This window comes from Paenibacillus sp. FSL P4-0184, from assembly GCF_038004625.1.
In the GTDB taxonomy this organism is placed as follows: Bacteria; Bacillota; Bacilli; order Paenibacillales; family Paenibacillaceae; genus Paenibacillus_AQ.
The window spans coordinates 299,530-313,892 of the sequence record NZ_JBBORN010000001.1 but is presented as its reverse complement, the minus strand read 5'-3'; the positions used below and the strand labels follow the sequence as shown (position 1 = coordinate 313,892).

Genomic DNA, 14,363 nt, shown 5'->3' with positions numbered 1-14,363 from the left:
TATGCAGACTTTGCTGCTCTGGTTATTTTATATCTCATCTTTTTATGCTTTTATCCCGGGTATGATTAGCCGCATTTTTGGTTACCGTGTCTTTCGTAAAGGAACTGGGCGAAATGAGTTCGCGTTGACCTTTGATGATGGACCTGACCCTAGATTTACACCGTTACTTCTGGATTTATTGAAGAAGTATGATGCAAAAGCAACCTTTTTTGTAGTAGGATCTAACGCTGAACGTTATCCGGATCTTATTAGGCGGATACATGAAGAGGGACATCTTATTGGAATTCATAATTATGTTCACAAGACGAACTGGCTCATGCGGCCGGCAACCGTTCGTCGGCAGATTCAGCGCACGAATGATATTATCTACAACATAATAGGCGAGCGTAGTACTTATTACCGTCCACCTTGGGGGATTGTCAATTTATTCGATATTTCCAAACGTCGCCAAGTTGAAATTGTTCTATGGTCGGTAATGTTTGGAGATTGGCGTGAGAAGCTTGGTGCGCAGCGTCTCACTGAGAAGATGCTGGCGCGATTGAATCCCGGTGAAGTGATGCTGCTGCATGATAGTGGCACAACGTTAGGTGCCGATCCGGACGCACCCGAGAATATGCTTGTAGCCCTTGAACTGACGCTGCAGGAGGCCCAAAGAAGAGGACTGCGCAGCATTCGAGTGGATGACATGATTAAGATGGCGGAGAAATCACCGATTCGGCGTTTATCCTTTGGTAAACGAGTACTGGTCGGACTCTGGTTGGCTTGGGAGCAGGTATTCCAAGTAATGTTCCAGCTCAAGACGATTAACCCAGCCGATCCATTCATGCATTATCGAATGCGTAAATATCAGGGAGAGCCTGTTGAACTTGGTGATGGAACCTTGCTGAGTAAAGGTGATAAAGTCATTGAGCTGCATATTGATAACAGGCAATTATTCGAGTTAGGTATTCATTCTCATTCTTCTGCTCAACTTGCGATTCGAATGATCCGCAGAATGGAGAAAGGGTTGCCAATGCTGGCAGAAGTTATTGCCGAAGATGTAAACCTCGCGCAAGCCAAAGCACTTTATGGGGTTAGTATGATTAACCGTGGGCCAGAGAAATTCGGCTTTAGTGTACATGATTTGCCCGATGGCATATTCGCACGCTCCACCAAGTTTTACTTAAAGATCCTGTTAAGTGTGATTCATCCAGATGGTGGTGCTAGGCTCAAGGAGCGTAGTGAGGTCCTTGTACCGAAGCTAATCCTGATGCCTGTCTCAGAATTACTCAAGAAGATGAATAAGCAACTGCCTCATGATGAAAGGTCAGTAAGAAAACGTAAACCGCAGCAAGAAGAAGCGTTGTCACTTAATGATTCACTCACAGAAGTGGAATTGCCAGGAGCAACAGTAACGAATTGATTCATGATATTATTTAGTCTTATATAATGAAACATAATATAGATGCCTCACAAACCAGAAATGGATTGTGGGGCGTTTTTTCTTGTGCCCAATAAAAAAGAGCAGTCCGACCATAGATTATCTAAGGTAGACTGCTCTTGTATGCTAGGAACAACTAGAACTCGGATTTGCTAATTAAATCTTCAGTACTGCACCGTTACTTGCGTTGGTAACCATTTTGGAATAGCGAGCCAGGTAACCAGTCTTAACTTTAGGCTCAAACTCTTTCCAGCCCGTACGGCGAACCGCTAATACTTCTTCGTCAACCAGGAGTTCAATCTTGCGATTGTTGAGGTCGAGTTCAATGATGTCTCCATCTTCAACAAAAGCGATCGGGCCGCCTTCAGCAGCCTCCGGAGAAATGTGCCCGATGCTAATTCCGCGGGAAGCCCCCGAGAAACGTCCGTCTGTAATCAGACCAACCTTAGCACCAAGACCCATCCCCACGATTTGCGATGTAGGAGCTAGCATTTCCGGCATTCCCGGTCCACCCTTTGGACCCTCATAACGGATAACGACTACATGGCCTTCTTTAACCTTACCGTTAGCGATACCTTCGAGTGCGGATTCTTGGGAATCAAAGCAGATCGCAGGACCTTTGTGATATCCACCAACAGAAGCATCTACTGCACCTACTTTAATGATGGAACCTTCAGGAGCCAGGTTGCCGTAAAGTACGGCGAGACCGCCTCTTTCGGAGTAAGGGTTATCGATTTTATGAATGACGGAAGTATCTTGGATTTCATGTCCGGTTACGTTCTCGGCTAATGTTTTGCCGGTAACCGTCATGCAGTCTCCGAACAGAGCACCCGGTTTCTTAAGTAGTTCATTTAATACGGCACTAACGCCGCCCGCGCGGTCCACATCTTCAATGAAAATATCGGAAGCAGGAGCCAGCTTAGCCAGGTAAGGAACACGGTTAGCCACTTCGTTAATGCGTTCAAGCGGATAATCGATACCAGCTTCTTGAGCCAGTGCAAGGGTGTGCAGCACCGTGTTAGTGGAGCCGCCCATTGCCATATCCAGCGCAAAAGCGTTATCGAGGGATTCTTTAGTTACGATATCTCTTGGTTTAAGGTCTAACTTAATCAATTCCATCAGTTGAGTAGCAGATCTGCGTACAAATTCTCTGCGCTCATCAGCTACAGCTAGGATGGTACCATTACCTGGCAATGCCAGTCCAAGTGCCTCTGCCAGGCAGTTCATGGAGTTGGCCGTGAACATTCCCGAACAAGATCCGCAGGTAGGACAACCGAATTGTTCTAATTCAAGCAATTCAGCATCGTTGATTTTGCCTACTTGGTGTGCACCTACGCCCTCAAATACCGAGGTAAGGGAGAGCTTTTTACCTTTACTATCTACGCCGGCTTTCATTGGACCACCGCTTACGAACATGGTTGGAATATTAACACGCAGTGCGCCCATCATCATACCCGGTGTGATTTTATCGCAGTTAGGGATGCAGACCATGCCATCGAACCAATGCGCGGAAACGACAGTTTCCAAGGAGTCAGCGATGATCTCACGGCTTGGCAGTGAATAACGCATGCCGATATGTCCCATTGCGATACCGTCATCAACGCCGATCGTATTGAATTCGAAAGGAACGCCGCCAGCTTCACGAATCGCTTCCTTAACGATCTTACCGAACTCTTGAAGATGCACATGACCTGGAACAATATCAATATAGGAATTGCAGACCGCAATAAACGGCTTTCCGAAATCTTCTTCTTTTACTCCGGCTGCACGCAGGAGACTACGGTGTGGAGCACGGTCAAAGCCTTTTTTAATCATGTCTGAACGCATTTTCTTAGCTGCCATATTGACATTTCCCCCCTAAATAAATTGCAATGAAATATAGTGTCGCATTAACGCAATGAACTCCAAAGACCTGCGTATATACGGTTTATAGAATGAACGGGGACGAGCTTCCTAGAGAAGAAGGGCGAAGCCGATTCTATAAAAAATGCCGCTGTTTTGGTATAAACGGTTCCCGCCTATAATGAACGGAGAAGTCATTGTTATTAGTGAGTCTATCACAAAGAGCACGTTTTTTCTACCGGACAATATGAAGTTTCTCATGAGGAGACTGGCCTTAAATAGTATAAAAAAACCTATCCGCTAGGGGATAGGCCACTTATAATGAGCGCCTTAAGGCAACACGCTGCAGGGTGATCATCCAGCCAACGGGGGGCTCAACAATAGGATGCATCAGCCTTTTTACACTTGGTTGGGCTAAGAGAATGGTCAGTAAGATTGCAGAAAGCACCAATAACATGGCACCTATAGAATGGTTGATATAAGAGTACAGGCCAGAAACAGCGGCAAAACGAACGATAAATCCGTGAAGTAGAAAAACATATAACGTACGGGAGCCCCAGTCAGTCAGCCGGCTAAGCGAGTAAGGAATCCACCCCATAAACGCTAGTGCAGCAGTGATTTGTAGCCCGTAAACGCCCAGACGATAAATTCCTGCGTACCATTCTTGAAGCCCAAGCTGCATGTAGGTCATACTTCCGTAAAGCCAGCCTATCGGCAACTCTGATCCCCAAGATGCAAACAGAAGGAATAGAAGGATGGAGACTGCGGCAGCGGTAATTTTAATCCATTTTTGAAAAAAGCGAGAAAAGGACTGGAATGAAAAATGATAACCTAATACGAAGAATGGCAGGTATACAAAAGTGCGGCTAATGCTGAACCATACGCCATCAAGCTGTAGGTATCCAACGGCAATTCCAGCGGCGACAGCAAAAATGAATTGAGTGGCAGGCGCCCATTTACGCATCCCGATCATCAGTATACGCCAGAAGGCATGACTTGCCAGGAACCATAAGAGCAAATAGGGGGCGAAAAAGGAATGATGGATACCCTGCACCTGATATATGGTGGCGTCCAGCACAGAGTAGAGGCTTTGAAAAATAATGTACTGCAATCCGATTTGCATGATAATGCGACGGCCTTGTGTACCCGTAAGGTGTTTATTGGCAAAAAAACCTGTAACGAGCACGAAGAGCGGCATATGAAAGCTGAAGATCCACATATATAAGCTATGCAAGCTGCTCATTGAGCCTATCAATGGTTCTATGGCGTTTCCAACGATTACAGTAACAATGAGAACAAAACGTAAATTTAGAAAAAAGGTCTTTCCAGGCGTGTCTAGCGAGTTTTCCCCTACCATGACTTCCCCCCAAAGATGCTTGATGCTTTAATTTTAAAATACAAGATATTCTTCAATTGAATTGTGAATTAACTCACTATTGAAAGCGTTGTCATGAGTGCCAAATGTGGCGATGTGTTGAAGGTTGTTAGAACAGTGGGTTTCTACTATAATTTTCTTATATGCAGTAACATCCGGGAGTGGAGCATGTTGAAGAAAAGAATAACTAAGCGTCGTATTGGTTTAATTGTACTAATCATTCTTGTTGTAGCCGGATTGCTGTTGTGGAAATATTTAACTCCGTATGCACCGGCTGAAGAAGCCGAAACTGCACTGATTTCAAGTGGTGGAGTTACAGTTGAACAGAATGAAAACTGGATTTCGTTCGAACCCTCCATTACTAAGGGGGCCTCGATCATATTTTACCCTGGAGCTCTGGTGAAACCAGAAGCTTACTCCCCACTGGCGAAGGGCATTGCTGCTGCGGGGCATCCGTTCTACATCGCTAAAATGCCGCTTAATTTAGCAGTAACAAAGGGCGATGCTGCAGAAGAGATTATTCGTGTGCATCCAAAGCAATCTTTTGTTCTAGGTGGGCATTCGCTTGGGGGTGTCATGGCGTCACGTTATGCGATTGAGCATGCGGACCAGCTGGAAGGTGTGTTTTTCCTGGCTTCTTATCCAGATGAAAAAGGTAATCTGCGTGAGACTACTTTGTCAGTATTGTCGGTAGTGGGTACAGAGGATCAGGTTATTGACAGAGACAGCTACAACAAAGGACGTTCCTATTTGCCGGATAATACGGTTTATAGTTCAATCGTCGGTGGAAATCACGCTCAGTTTGGAAGCTATGGACCACAAAAAGGAGACGGGAAAGCAACCATTTCCGAAGAAGAACAGCAAAATGACACTGTGCGAGCCATGCTGGATTGGCTTGGGAATATCAGGTAGTCTTCGGTCTTTCCAACAAAGGGAGGATACTTATGCCAGAATTACAGATTAACAATGAATGCATTCCCTGTTCAGGAATATTGTTCGACAAAGATGGCACGTTATTGGATCTATTAGCCACTTGGGGGAATTGGGCCGAGCTTGTACTATGTGGAATGGAAAATCAGCTTGCGATTATGGGAACTGATTTTATCGTGGATCGGAGTAAAGTGCTAGGTACCCAGCATGATGCTGCAGGAAAGTTGATTGGTTATGATCCAGCAGGGCCGCTCACCATGGCTACAGAAGAAGAAAGTTATGGTGTGCTTGCATGGCAGCTGTATGCTGCGGGTGTTCCTTGGAATGAAGCGTTGACCCGTGTAAAGAGTATAGCTAAGGACGCTATGTATGAATTACGCAAACGCCGCACGGCACAACCTCTAGAAGGGCTTCTTCCTTTTCTGGAACAGTGCGCGGCTGCATCACTCAAGCTAGGGGTGGTTACCTCAGATGGCGCAAAGACCACTCAGGAGCATCTAGATTGGCTTGGTATTGCTCATTACTTCCATTCGGTAGTTACAAGAGACAGAGTGTTAAACGGAAAACCCGCACCTGAAATGGCTGAATTAGCCTGCCGGGAGCTGGGGCTGTCTCCTGAAGTGACGATTATTATTGGTGACAGTAATGCAGATATGCAATTGGGTAAAGGTGCAGGCTTACGCCTCGCCGTTGGAATTTCCAACATGGGTAATGGAAATCACTTGATTGACGCAGATGTGATTATTTCTAGCTATAATGAGCTAAGGATCACCTACTGATCAGCATACTAATGGAAAGGATGTGCTACAACATATGGATCAATTGCAGACACTTGCTTCTTGGATTAAAGACTGTGACAACATCGTTTTTTTCGGAGGGGCAGGTACATCAACAGAGAGTGGGATCCCGGATTTCCGCTCGGCAGCAGGATTATACCAGACTCAGCACAATTCACCTTATCCGCCTGAAGTGATGCTGAGCCGAACTTTTTTTATGTCCTCACCGGACATTTTTTTTGATTTTTACCGCAGTAAAATGATTCATCCTGATGCTCGTCCGAATGGCGCACATCTGCTGCTTGCAGAGTTGGAACGGCAGGGCAAGCTTAAAGCAGTTATTACGCAAAATATTGATGGCCTACATCAGCTGGCGGGTAGCCAAAAGGTACTTGAGCTGCATGGTTCTATTCATCGTAACTATTGTATGGACTGCTCACGTTATTACGGGCTGGAGCAGCTTCTAAGTACCACTGAGATCGTCCCTCGCTGCCCCGAATGTGGTGGCATTATTAAGCCGGATGTTGTGCTATATGAAGAAGAATTGGACCACTCGGTGCTGGTGAGTTCTGTCGAAGCGATAGCAGCTGCAGATATGCTTATGATTGGTGGAACCTCTCTTACGGTCCAGCCTGCGGCAAGTCTAGTCACTTATTTCCGGGGCAAACGTACGGTGCTGCTGAATGGCGACCCGACACCTTTTGATGATCAAGCTGATCTTCTGATTACAGATCGGATTGGGAAAGTACTCGGCAGTGTAAAGGATCTGCTTGGTTAGAAGGGATAATCTCATCGCTTGTCGGTTGCCAGATTATTATTGCGCTTAGTAGTTTAAAGATAAGGTAGTACAGAAACAGCGCGTAATGAGAGGCAGGGATAAGCAATGGTATATGTAGCAAATGAAGCACGATATGAAGACATGCGTTATAACCGTTGTGGGAACTCAGGTCTTAAGCTTCCGGCAATCTCATTAGGACTTTGGCAGAATTTTGGTGGAATTGATACTTACGAAAATGGCAGAGAAATGATCACTCGTGCTTTTGATCTTGGAATTACTCATTTTGATCTAGCCAACAACTATGGACCACCAGCGGGTTCAGCAGAAGAGCTCTTTGGGAAAGTGCTTGCAAGTGATATGGCTCCATATCGAGATGAAGTGGTGATTTCTACAAAAGCAGGGTACAACATGTGGCCCGGTCCTTATGGCGAATGGGGTTCGCGTAAATATATGCTGGCTAGTCTGGATCAGAGTCTGAAGCGGCTGGGCATAGATTATGTTGATATCTATTATTCGCATCGGCCGGACCCGGAAACACCTCTTGAAGAAACCATGCAGGCGTTAGACCATGCTGTGCGTTCCGGCAAAGCTCTGTATGTAGGATTATCTAACTATACCGCGGAGCAGACGCTCGAAGCGGTTAGAATCTTGAACAGCTTAGGAACGCCGCTCTTAATTCATCAGCCGAGTTATTCTATGCTCGATCGCTGGATTGAGGGTAGTTTACAGGGTGTGCTGGAACAGAGCGGAGTTGGCAGTATCGCTTTTACACCTCTGGCTCAAGGATTGTTAACCAATAAGTATTTAAATGGAATCCCAGAAGGATCAAGAGCGGCCAAACCTTCTGCTGCATTAAATGAAAGCCGAATTACCCCGGATGTGAAGCGCAAGATCCACGCGTTAAATCAGCTTGCTGTTTCAAGAGGCCAGAGTTTGGCGCAGCTTGCACTAGCTTGGACACTACGTGATGGGAAGATTACTTCTGCATTGATAGGGGCTAGCAGAATTAGTCAGATTGAAGAGAATATAGCTGCACTTCAGCATTTGGAGTTCTCGCAGGCAGAATTGGATCGCATTGAGACTATTCTTCAAACGGAGAATGGAACTTGATGAAGACGTAGGTGAAGGGATGAGCTGCATCGATGGAGTTGCTTCAAGATGAGAACAAGGTGAAAGAGTGGGCCGAAGCCAACTCGGAATCTATAGGCTTAAATAGGTCGAAGATTGAGGCTAAGTATATTTGGAATCCTGGAGGGTTTGTAAACCAATCTTATCGCATAACGGATGGTCAAACCTTTCGTCATTTAAAACTCTCGCAAGAACAAAAAGCAGCAGGACTTAAACAGTGGGTTAAGATCAGTGAACATTTGACTTATAATTACAAGGCACCACGGTTGATTAGGGAGATTACACAAGAAATAACATCTGGTTATTCCTATGGTTTAGTGTTTGATTTTATCGAAGGTAAACCATTAAGCTCCATTTCCGATCCACTGCCAGTGGTTGAAAAGGTTCTGAGGTCCCTTCATCAATTACATGCGGATAAAGGAATTAGGATGGCAGTTGTAAGTGAGGATGAGGACTACAATTATGCCGCCGCATTTACTGACGAATACATCAATCGATTTGAAGAAGATCTGCAAATTATTAGAGCGGAAAAGCATTTGCTGGACTTCGTAACGGCGGACACTTTAGATTGGTTCGATACAGAAGTGGAAGCTTTGAGAATTATGGTTAGTCAGCACCCTTCTTTTCAGAGAAAGGCGTCCGACATCGTACACAATGATGTGAATTGGCAGAATATCTTAGTCAATGATAATAATGAATTTTGGATTATTGATTGGGATGACCTTACGGTTTTTGGAGACGCTGCAATGGATTATTCCGTACTACTTTGGCCGCTCTATAAATCAAAAGATTGGACTTACTGTAGGGATCTAGTTATTGATTTAGCAGGCCTTGCAATATTGGAACGGATTGAGTTTTATTTTAGAGCGAAGCTCCTTGATGATGTGATTGATGTTCTTGCTGACTATGTTGAAGCGGAGCAAGTGCCAGAACTGAAGGAAATGGCTCAGAAAAGGGCAAAAGAGATACATCTTCGTGCTTACCCTGAATATCTGAGTCTATATGCAACATAACCGAAGCTAACTGAAAGATCAGCTTAATAAAGGGATTCACATATTGGACTTGCCTAATATGTGAATCCCTTTTTCAAAGGCTTCCCTTACTGATTTGTCTTTTTTACATGTCTAGTCGTTGTGAGACGGTAAGCGGTGGGTGACTGAGCACAAAACCGTTTGAATTGGCGTGAGAAGTATAAAGCATCGGTGAGCCCCACGGATGCTGCTACCTGTTCCACGGACAGCTCGGGCCGTTCACGCAGCAGCTGTCTGGACTTTTCAATGCGCAGCTTCAGCAAGTAGGTCACCGGAGATAATCCGGTCTCTTGCTTAAATACACGGGATAGATAGGCCCGGTTATAGCCAAGAGTATCACACATTTGTTCAATGGATACTGGATGAGCATATTGGGAGGCCATGTAGTGGATCATTTGCTTCACAGTACGCTTAACCTGCGATTCAGCTCCAGGAAGACGGGAGAAGGAAGAGAGTAAATCTGCGGCTTCACCTACAATGAGATAAAGATACCCTAGAGAAGTTAGGTGTGCACTTTCTTTGTTTGCTTTGAAGGCTTGCATAATACTGGAAAGGGCACCTGGGATGACGCTATCACCCGTTGTAGTCACCACAGGTTTTTGAGGTGTAAAGCCTGTCTGCAGCACGAGGCTATCAGCCTCACTCCCAGTAAAAGCTGCCCAGCGATAGCACCAGGGCTGATCTTTATCCGAAACATAACTGACCAGCTGTCCTGGATGAATAAGGAAGCAGTCACCTTTTCCCAGTGCATATTGATGATGTTCAGTACGGAAAACACCTGAGCCAGACTCTATAAAGTGAAGTAAATAATAATCGTAAATCTTAGGGCCAGCTTGATGCATAGGAATCGTCTGACTTTGACCAGCAAACAGTACATGGAGATTTTGTTTATCGTAATATACGGGATTAGATCCTACGGAATAAGTATGCTCCATTTGAGACAGCCTTTCTTGTGTTATTGTCATTTTATGGCTTATAGTTTAGGGTGTATCAATTATTTGTGTAATTATTATATTATGGGAAGTCACATTTATCCATACATTACACACATGATTGCATTATCAGAGGATGACTGATTCTATTATAATGAATACATAAAGAACGCTTTACTTATTCCCACTGGCTGAAGCAGCGAAAGGATGGAGTGGCATTAATGAGCACACAGGAACTTAAAAAGAAATTCATCGAAAAGTACGGGGTAAGCGAGCAAGAAGCTCAAGTATTTTATGCACCAGGCCGTGTTAATCTCATTGGAGAGCACTTGGATTATAACGGTGGATACGTGCTGCCGGCAGCTTTGGAATTCGGAACAACTTTGATTATGCGTCCACGCAGTGACAGCAAAGTGAATTTTGCATCTACTAATTTTCCTTATGAAGCATCTATTGATTATAGTGAAATTGGCAAGGCCAAAACTGGAGAATGGATCGACTATCCGGTTGGAGTAATGGTTGAATTGGAGAAGAAAAACACTCCAGTATCTAAAGGTTACGATCTGCTGTTCCATGGTGATATTCCGAATGGCGCAGGCTTGTCCTCATCGGCTTCTCTTGAAGTCGTGACTGCTTATGCTTTCCTAACTCTCGAAGGCGGCGACACGGATACCGTTGAGATTGCACTCTTGTCTCAGCGTGCTGAGAACCAGTACGTAGGTGTAAACTCCGGAATTATGGATCAGTTCGCAGTTGCTAATGGCAAACGAGATCATGCAATCCTGTTAATGTGCGATACGCTTGAATATAATCTGGTACCTTTCATCACTGGTGCTTACAAACTGGTTATCGGCAACACGAACAAACGCAGAGGACTTGTAGATTCCAAGTACAATGAGCGTCGTCAGCAGTGTGATGAGGCCTTGTCTATTTTGCAAAAAGAAGTTCCTTCACTAGCTTATCTGGCACAGCTCAATCGTGAACAATTCGAAGCACATCAAGATAAAATCATAGATGAAATTGTTAGACGCCGCGCTCGCCATGTTGTGGAAGAGAATCAACGTGTACTAGAATCCGTTGAGGTCTTAAAGAACAATGACCTGAAGCAGTTTGGACAGTTCATGAATGACTCACATACTTCCTTGCGTGATTTGTATGAAGTTAGCTGTGAAGAGCTAGATATTATGGTTGAAGAAGCACAGCGTATTCCCGGTACACTGGGTTCCCGTATGACTGGCGCAGGTTTCGGTGGCTGTACTGTATCCTTGGTACATGAAGATGATGTAGAACGTTTCATTCGTGAAGTAGGCGAGGCATATACCACAAGATCTGGTTTGGTTGGTGAGTTCTACGTTTGCGGCATCGGTAATGGTGTCCAAGAATTGAAGGGAGTGTAATCAAATGGCAATTTTAGTAACAGGTGGAGCAGGCTATATTGGATCTCATACTGTAGCAGAGCTGTTGGATCGCGGCGAAGAAGTGGTCGTCATCGACAATCTGCTAACAGGGCATCGTGAGGCGCTACTGGGTGGCAAGCTGTACGAAGGCGATCTGCGTGATAAGGAGCTGCTTGGCAAGCTCTTCGCCGAGAATGAGATTGATGCGGTTATCCATTTTGCAGCAAGCTCTTTGGTTGGTGAAAGCATGAAGGACCCAGTGAAATATTATGACAACAACGTATACGGCACACAATGCCTTTTGGAAGCTATGCAAAAAGCTGGCGTGAACAAAATCGTATTCTCGTCTACAGCTGCAACCTACGGCGAACCGGAAAAGGTGCCGATTGAAGAAACAGACCGTACCGAGCCAGCAAACGTATATGGCGAAACTAAGCTGACTATGGAACGCATGATGGCTTGGTTTGATAAAGTACTGGGTATCAAATATGTAGCGCTTCGTTATTTTAATGCTGCAGGTGCACATGCTAGTGGCAAAATCGGTGAAGACCATCGTCCGGAAAGTCATTTGGTTCCGCTGGTATTGCAAACCGCTTTGAAGCAACGGGAGAGCATCGCCGTATTCGGAGACGACTATCCTACAGAAGACGGTACTTGTGTGCGCGACTACATTCATGTTAGCGATCTGGCTGACGCCCATGTTCGCGCAGTAACTTATCTGCGTAGCGGAAGCAGCAGTAATATTTTTAACTTGGGAAATGGACTTGGCTTCTCTGTAAAACAGGTTATTGAAACTGCGAAGAAAGTTACAGGGCTAGAAATCCCTGTAGTTATTCAAGAACGCCGTGCTGGAGATCCGGCAGTGCTGGTAGCTTCCTCCGATAAAGCGCGCTCTATCCTTGGATGGAACCCTCAGCATGCTGACTTAGAGAATATCATTCAAAGCGCCTGGAACTGGCATTCTGCCAATCCGCAGGGGTACGGAGAATAAGGGGCTTTAGCATAGCTTAACTAGAGCATGAGACCCTACTTAAGGAGAATTGAAAATGCACAACGAGAATAAGGTTACGCCTGCTGGCCAGAAAGCCTTACATGCGATTGAGCAGCTAGTTCTGTTCGCACTGCGTGAGCAGCTCATTGCTCCATCAGATGAAGACTATAGCCGTAATGTGCTGTTAGATCAGTTCGGATTTAGTGAGCCGTTCGTCGGCGAGATCGATCAAAGTCCACTTACAGGTCCACAGGTTCCACTGGATGCACTGATTGATTATGGTTTTGAAATCGGATTGATTCCAGAGAATAGCGACACTTACCGTGACTTGCTGGATGCCAAGATTATGGGACTCCTAATGGCCCGTCCATCAGACGTAAATGCGGAGTTCAACCGTTTAGCTGCTGAAAAAGGTATCTCTGCGGCTACAGATCGCTTTTATAAATTAAGCATAGATTCCAACTATATCCGGATGGACCGGATTTCCAAGAATGTCTACTGGCTGCAAGATTCGCCTTACGGTGACATCGAGATGACAATCAATTTGTCCAAGCCTGAGAAGAGTCCGAAGGAAATTGCTATGGCCCGCTTGCTCCCGCCGCCGGTCTATCCAAAATGTCTGCTGTGCCGCGAGAATGTTGGGTATGCTGGTCGGGTTAATCATCCGCCGCGCCAGAACCTGCGTGTCATCCCACTTCAGCTGAATAATGAGAAATGGCTCTTTCAGTATTCACCATATGTTTACTACAACGAGCACTGTATTGTATTTCATCATGATCATGTGCCAATGAAGCTTACCAAGGATACCTTGAAGCGGCTACTTAGCTTCGTGGAATCTTTCCCGCACTATTTTATTGGCTCGAATGCTGACTTACCGATTGTTGGCGGATCGATTCTGACACATGACCACTTTCAGGGTGGACGTCACACCTTCCCTATTCAGAAAGCGCCTAAGGAAGATTCGTTCATGCATGCATCTTATCCGGGTGTCAGCATTAATATCGTAAAATGGCCTATGTCCGTATTACGTTTGAATGGTGAAGATCCAGCGGTATTGCTGGAGTGTGGCAATGCACTTTATGAAGCTTGGAAGGCGTATAGTGATCCTGATGCAGAAGTGTTGGCGTTCAGCGAAGTTGATGGTGAAGTGCAGCCTCATAATACCGTTACTCCAATCGTTCGTCGGGCAGAAGATGGCAGCTTCGAGATGGATCTCGTGCTGCGTAACAACCGGACTAACGAGCAATATCCTGAAGGGATTTTCCATCCCCATCGGGAGATGCACCATATCAAGAAAGAAAATATCGGCTTGATTGAGGTCATGGGACTCGCAATTCTGCCAGGTCGTCTGAAGGAAGAACTCGATTCTATTGCAAGCATCCTTACAGGAGATCAAGCACTATTAGAAGCGGTGAAGAATGATCCTAGTCATCCACTTGCGCAGCACACTGCTTGGGTTCAGGAGCTTGTAGAGCGTTTCGGAACGGCATTACAGCATGAAGAAGCCGTCAAGATTGTGCAGAACGAAGTCGGCATCAAGTTTACACATATTCTTGAACACGCAGGTGTCTATAAACGGACTCCGGAAGGGCAAGCTGCTTTCCGTCGTTTCGTGAAGAGCTTCGGCGCGATCTAAAGTTTGGAAAGGGGATGTTCTTAAGCCTGTAGGCTTAAGGACATCTTTTTTTAGGTTATATATTTGGGGTCCCCGTGAAGTACCTGAGTTTGCATCAAAGCAAAGCACCACTTTGTGGGGATATTTA

General features: G+C 45.4%; 12 protein-coding genes. 9 read left to right on the top strand and 3 right to left on the bottom strand.

Translation table 11 applies throughout. From position 1 onward, the window contains the following. Nucleotide 1: 1 nt before the first annotated feature. On the top strand, nucleotides 2-1,402 hold the full coding sequence (locus tag MKY52_RS01285) for a polysaccharide deacetylase family protein (RefSeq protein ID WP_341049372.1): 1,401 nt from the start codon (nucleotides 2-4) through the stop codon (nucleotides 1,400-1,402). 174 nt (nucleotides 1,403-1,576) lie between these two features. Here MKY52_RS01285 and ilvD read toward each other — a convergent pair whose 3' ends face one another. Both ilvD and MKY52_RS01275 read right to left on the bottom strand, forming a co-directional pair. Then, nucleotides 1,577-3,262, bottom strand: coding sequence for a dihydroxy-acid dehydratase (gene ilvD, locus MKY52_RS01280; protein ID WP_076284249.1), 1,686 nt, complete (start codon nucleotides 3,260-3,262; stop codon nucleotides 1,577-1,579). A gap of 316 nt (nucleotides 3,263-3,578) precedes the next feature. Continuing rightward, on the bottom strand, nucleotides 3,579-4,619 hold the full coding sequence (locus tag MKY52_RS01275) for an acyltransferase family protein (protein WP_341049371.1): 1,041 nt from the start codon (nucleotides 4,617-4,619) through the stop codon (nucleotides 3,579-3,581). Between the two features lie 186 nt (nucleotides 4,620-4,805). Here MKY52_RS01275 and MKY52_RS01270 point away from each other — a divergent pair, with 186 nt between their 5' ends. The 5 genes from MKY52_RS01270 to MKY52_RS01250 all read left to right on the top strand — a co-directional run bounded on the left by MKY52_RS01270 (nucleotide 4,806) and on the right by MKY52_RS01250 (nucleotide 9,262). Then, nucleotides 4,806-5,549, top strand: coding sequence for an alpha/beta hydrolase (locus MKY52_RS01270; protein ID WP_341049370.1), 744 nt, complete (start codon nucleotides 4,806-4,808; stop codon nucleotides 5,547-5,549). Between the two features lie 32 nt (nucleotides 5,550-5,581). After that, complete coding sequence (locus tag MKY52_RS01265; protein WP_341049369.1) at nucleotides 5,582-6,346, top strand: HAD family hydrolase; 765 nt, start codon at nucleotides 5,582-5,584, stop codon at nucleotides 6,344-6,346. Between the two features lie 34 nt (nucleotides 6,347-6,380). Continuing rightward, nucleotides 6,381-7,121 carry an NAD-dependent protein deacylase gene (locus MKY52_RS01260; RefSeq protein ID WP_076284245.1) on the top strand — a complete coding sequence of 247 codons (741 nt, stop codon included), beginning with the start codon at nucleotides 6,381-6,383 and terminating at the stop codon, nucleotides 7,119-7,121. Between the two features lie 105 nt (nucleotides 7,122-7,226). Then, nucleotides 7,227-8,231 (top strand): L-glyceraldehyde 3-phosphate reductase, encoded by a 1,005-nt coding sequence (gene mgrA / locus MKY52_RS01255; RefSeq protein ID WP_341049367.1) that lies wholly within the window; start codon nucleotides 7,227-7,229, stop codon nucleotides 8,229-8,231. A 32-nt stretch (nucleotides 8,232-8,263) separates the two neighbouring features. Further along, complete coding sequence (locus tag MKY52_RS01250; RefSeq protein WP_341049364.1) at nucleotides 8,264-9,262, top strand: aminoglycoside phosphotransferase family protein; 999 nt, start codon at nucleotides 8,264-8,266, stop codon at nucleotides 9,260-9,262. An 86-nt stretch (nucleotides 9,263-9,348) separates the two neighbouring features. Here the strand turns inward: MKY52_RS01250 and MKY52_RS01245 are convergent, their stop codons facing one another. Next, nucleotides 9,349-10,215, bottom strand: a complete 867-nt coding sequence (locus MKY52_RS01245) for an AraC family transcriptional regulator (protein WP_042186139.1) — start codon at nucleotides 10,213-10,215, stop codon at nucleotides 9,349-9,351. A gap of 218 nt (nucleotides 10,216-10,433) precedes the next feature. On the opposite strand from MKY52_RS01245, the gene MKY52_RS01240 reads away from it, so the two are divergent. The 3 genes from MKY52_RS01240 to MKY52_RS01230 are packed head-to-tail and all read left to right on the top strand — an operon-like array spanning nucleotide 10,434 to nucleotide 14,236. Beyond that, nucleotides 10,434-11,609: a galactokinase gene (locus MKY52_RS01240; RefSeq protein ID WP_341049361.1), complete on the top strand. Its 1,176-nt coding sequence runs from the start codon at nucleotides 10,434-10,436 to the stop codon at nucleotides 11,607-11,609. A gap of 4 nt (nucleotides 11,610-11,613) precedes the next feature. Beyond that, nucleotides 11,614-12,600: a UDP-glucose 4-epimerase GalE gene (gene galE, locus MKY52_RS01235; protein ID WP_042186143.1), complete on the top strand. Its 987-nt coding sequence runs from the start codon at nucleotides 11,614-11,616 to the stop codon at nucleotides 12,598-12,600. Between the two features lie 55 nt (nucleotides 12,601-12,655). Then, a complete protein-coding gene (locus tag MKY52_RS01230; RefSeq protein WP_341049359.1) occupies nucleotides 12,656-14,236 on the top strand; it encodes a UDP-glucose--hexose-1-phosphate uridylyltransferase in 1,581 nt (526 codons plus the stop codon). Nucleotides 14,237-14,363: the final 127 nt, after the last annotated feature.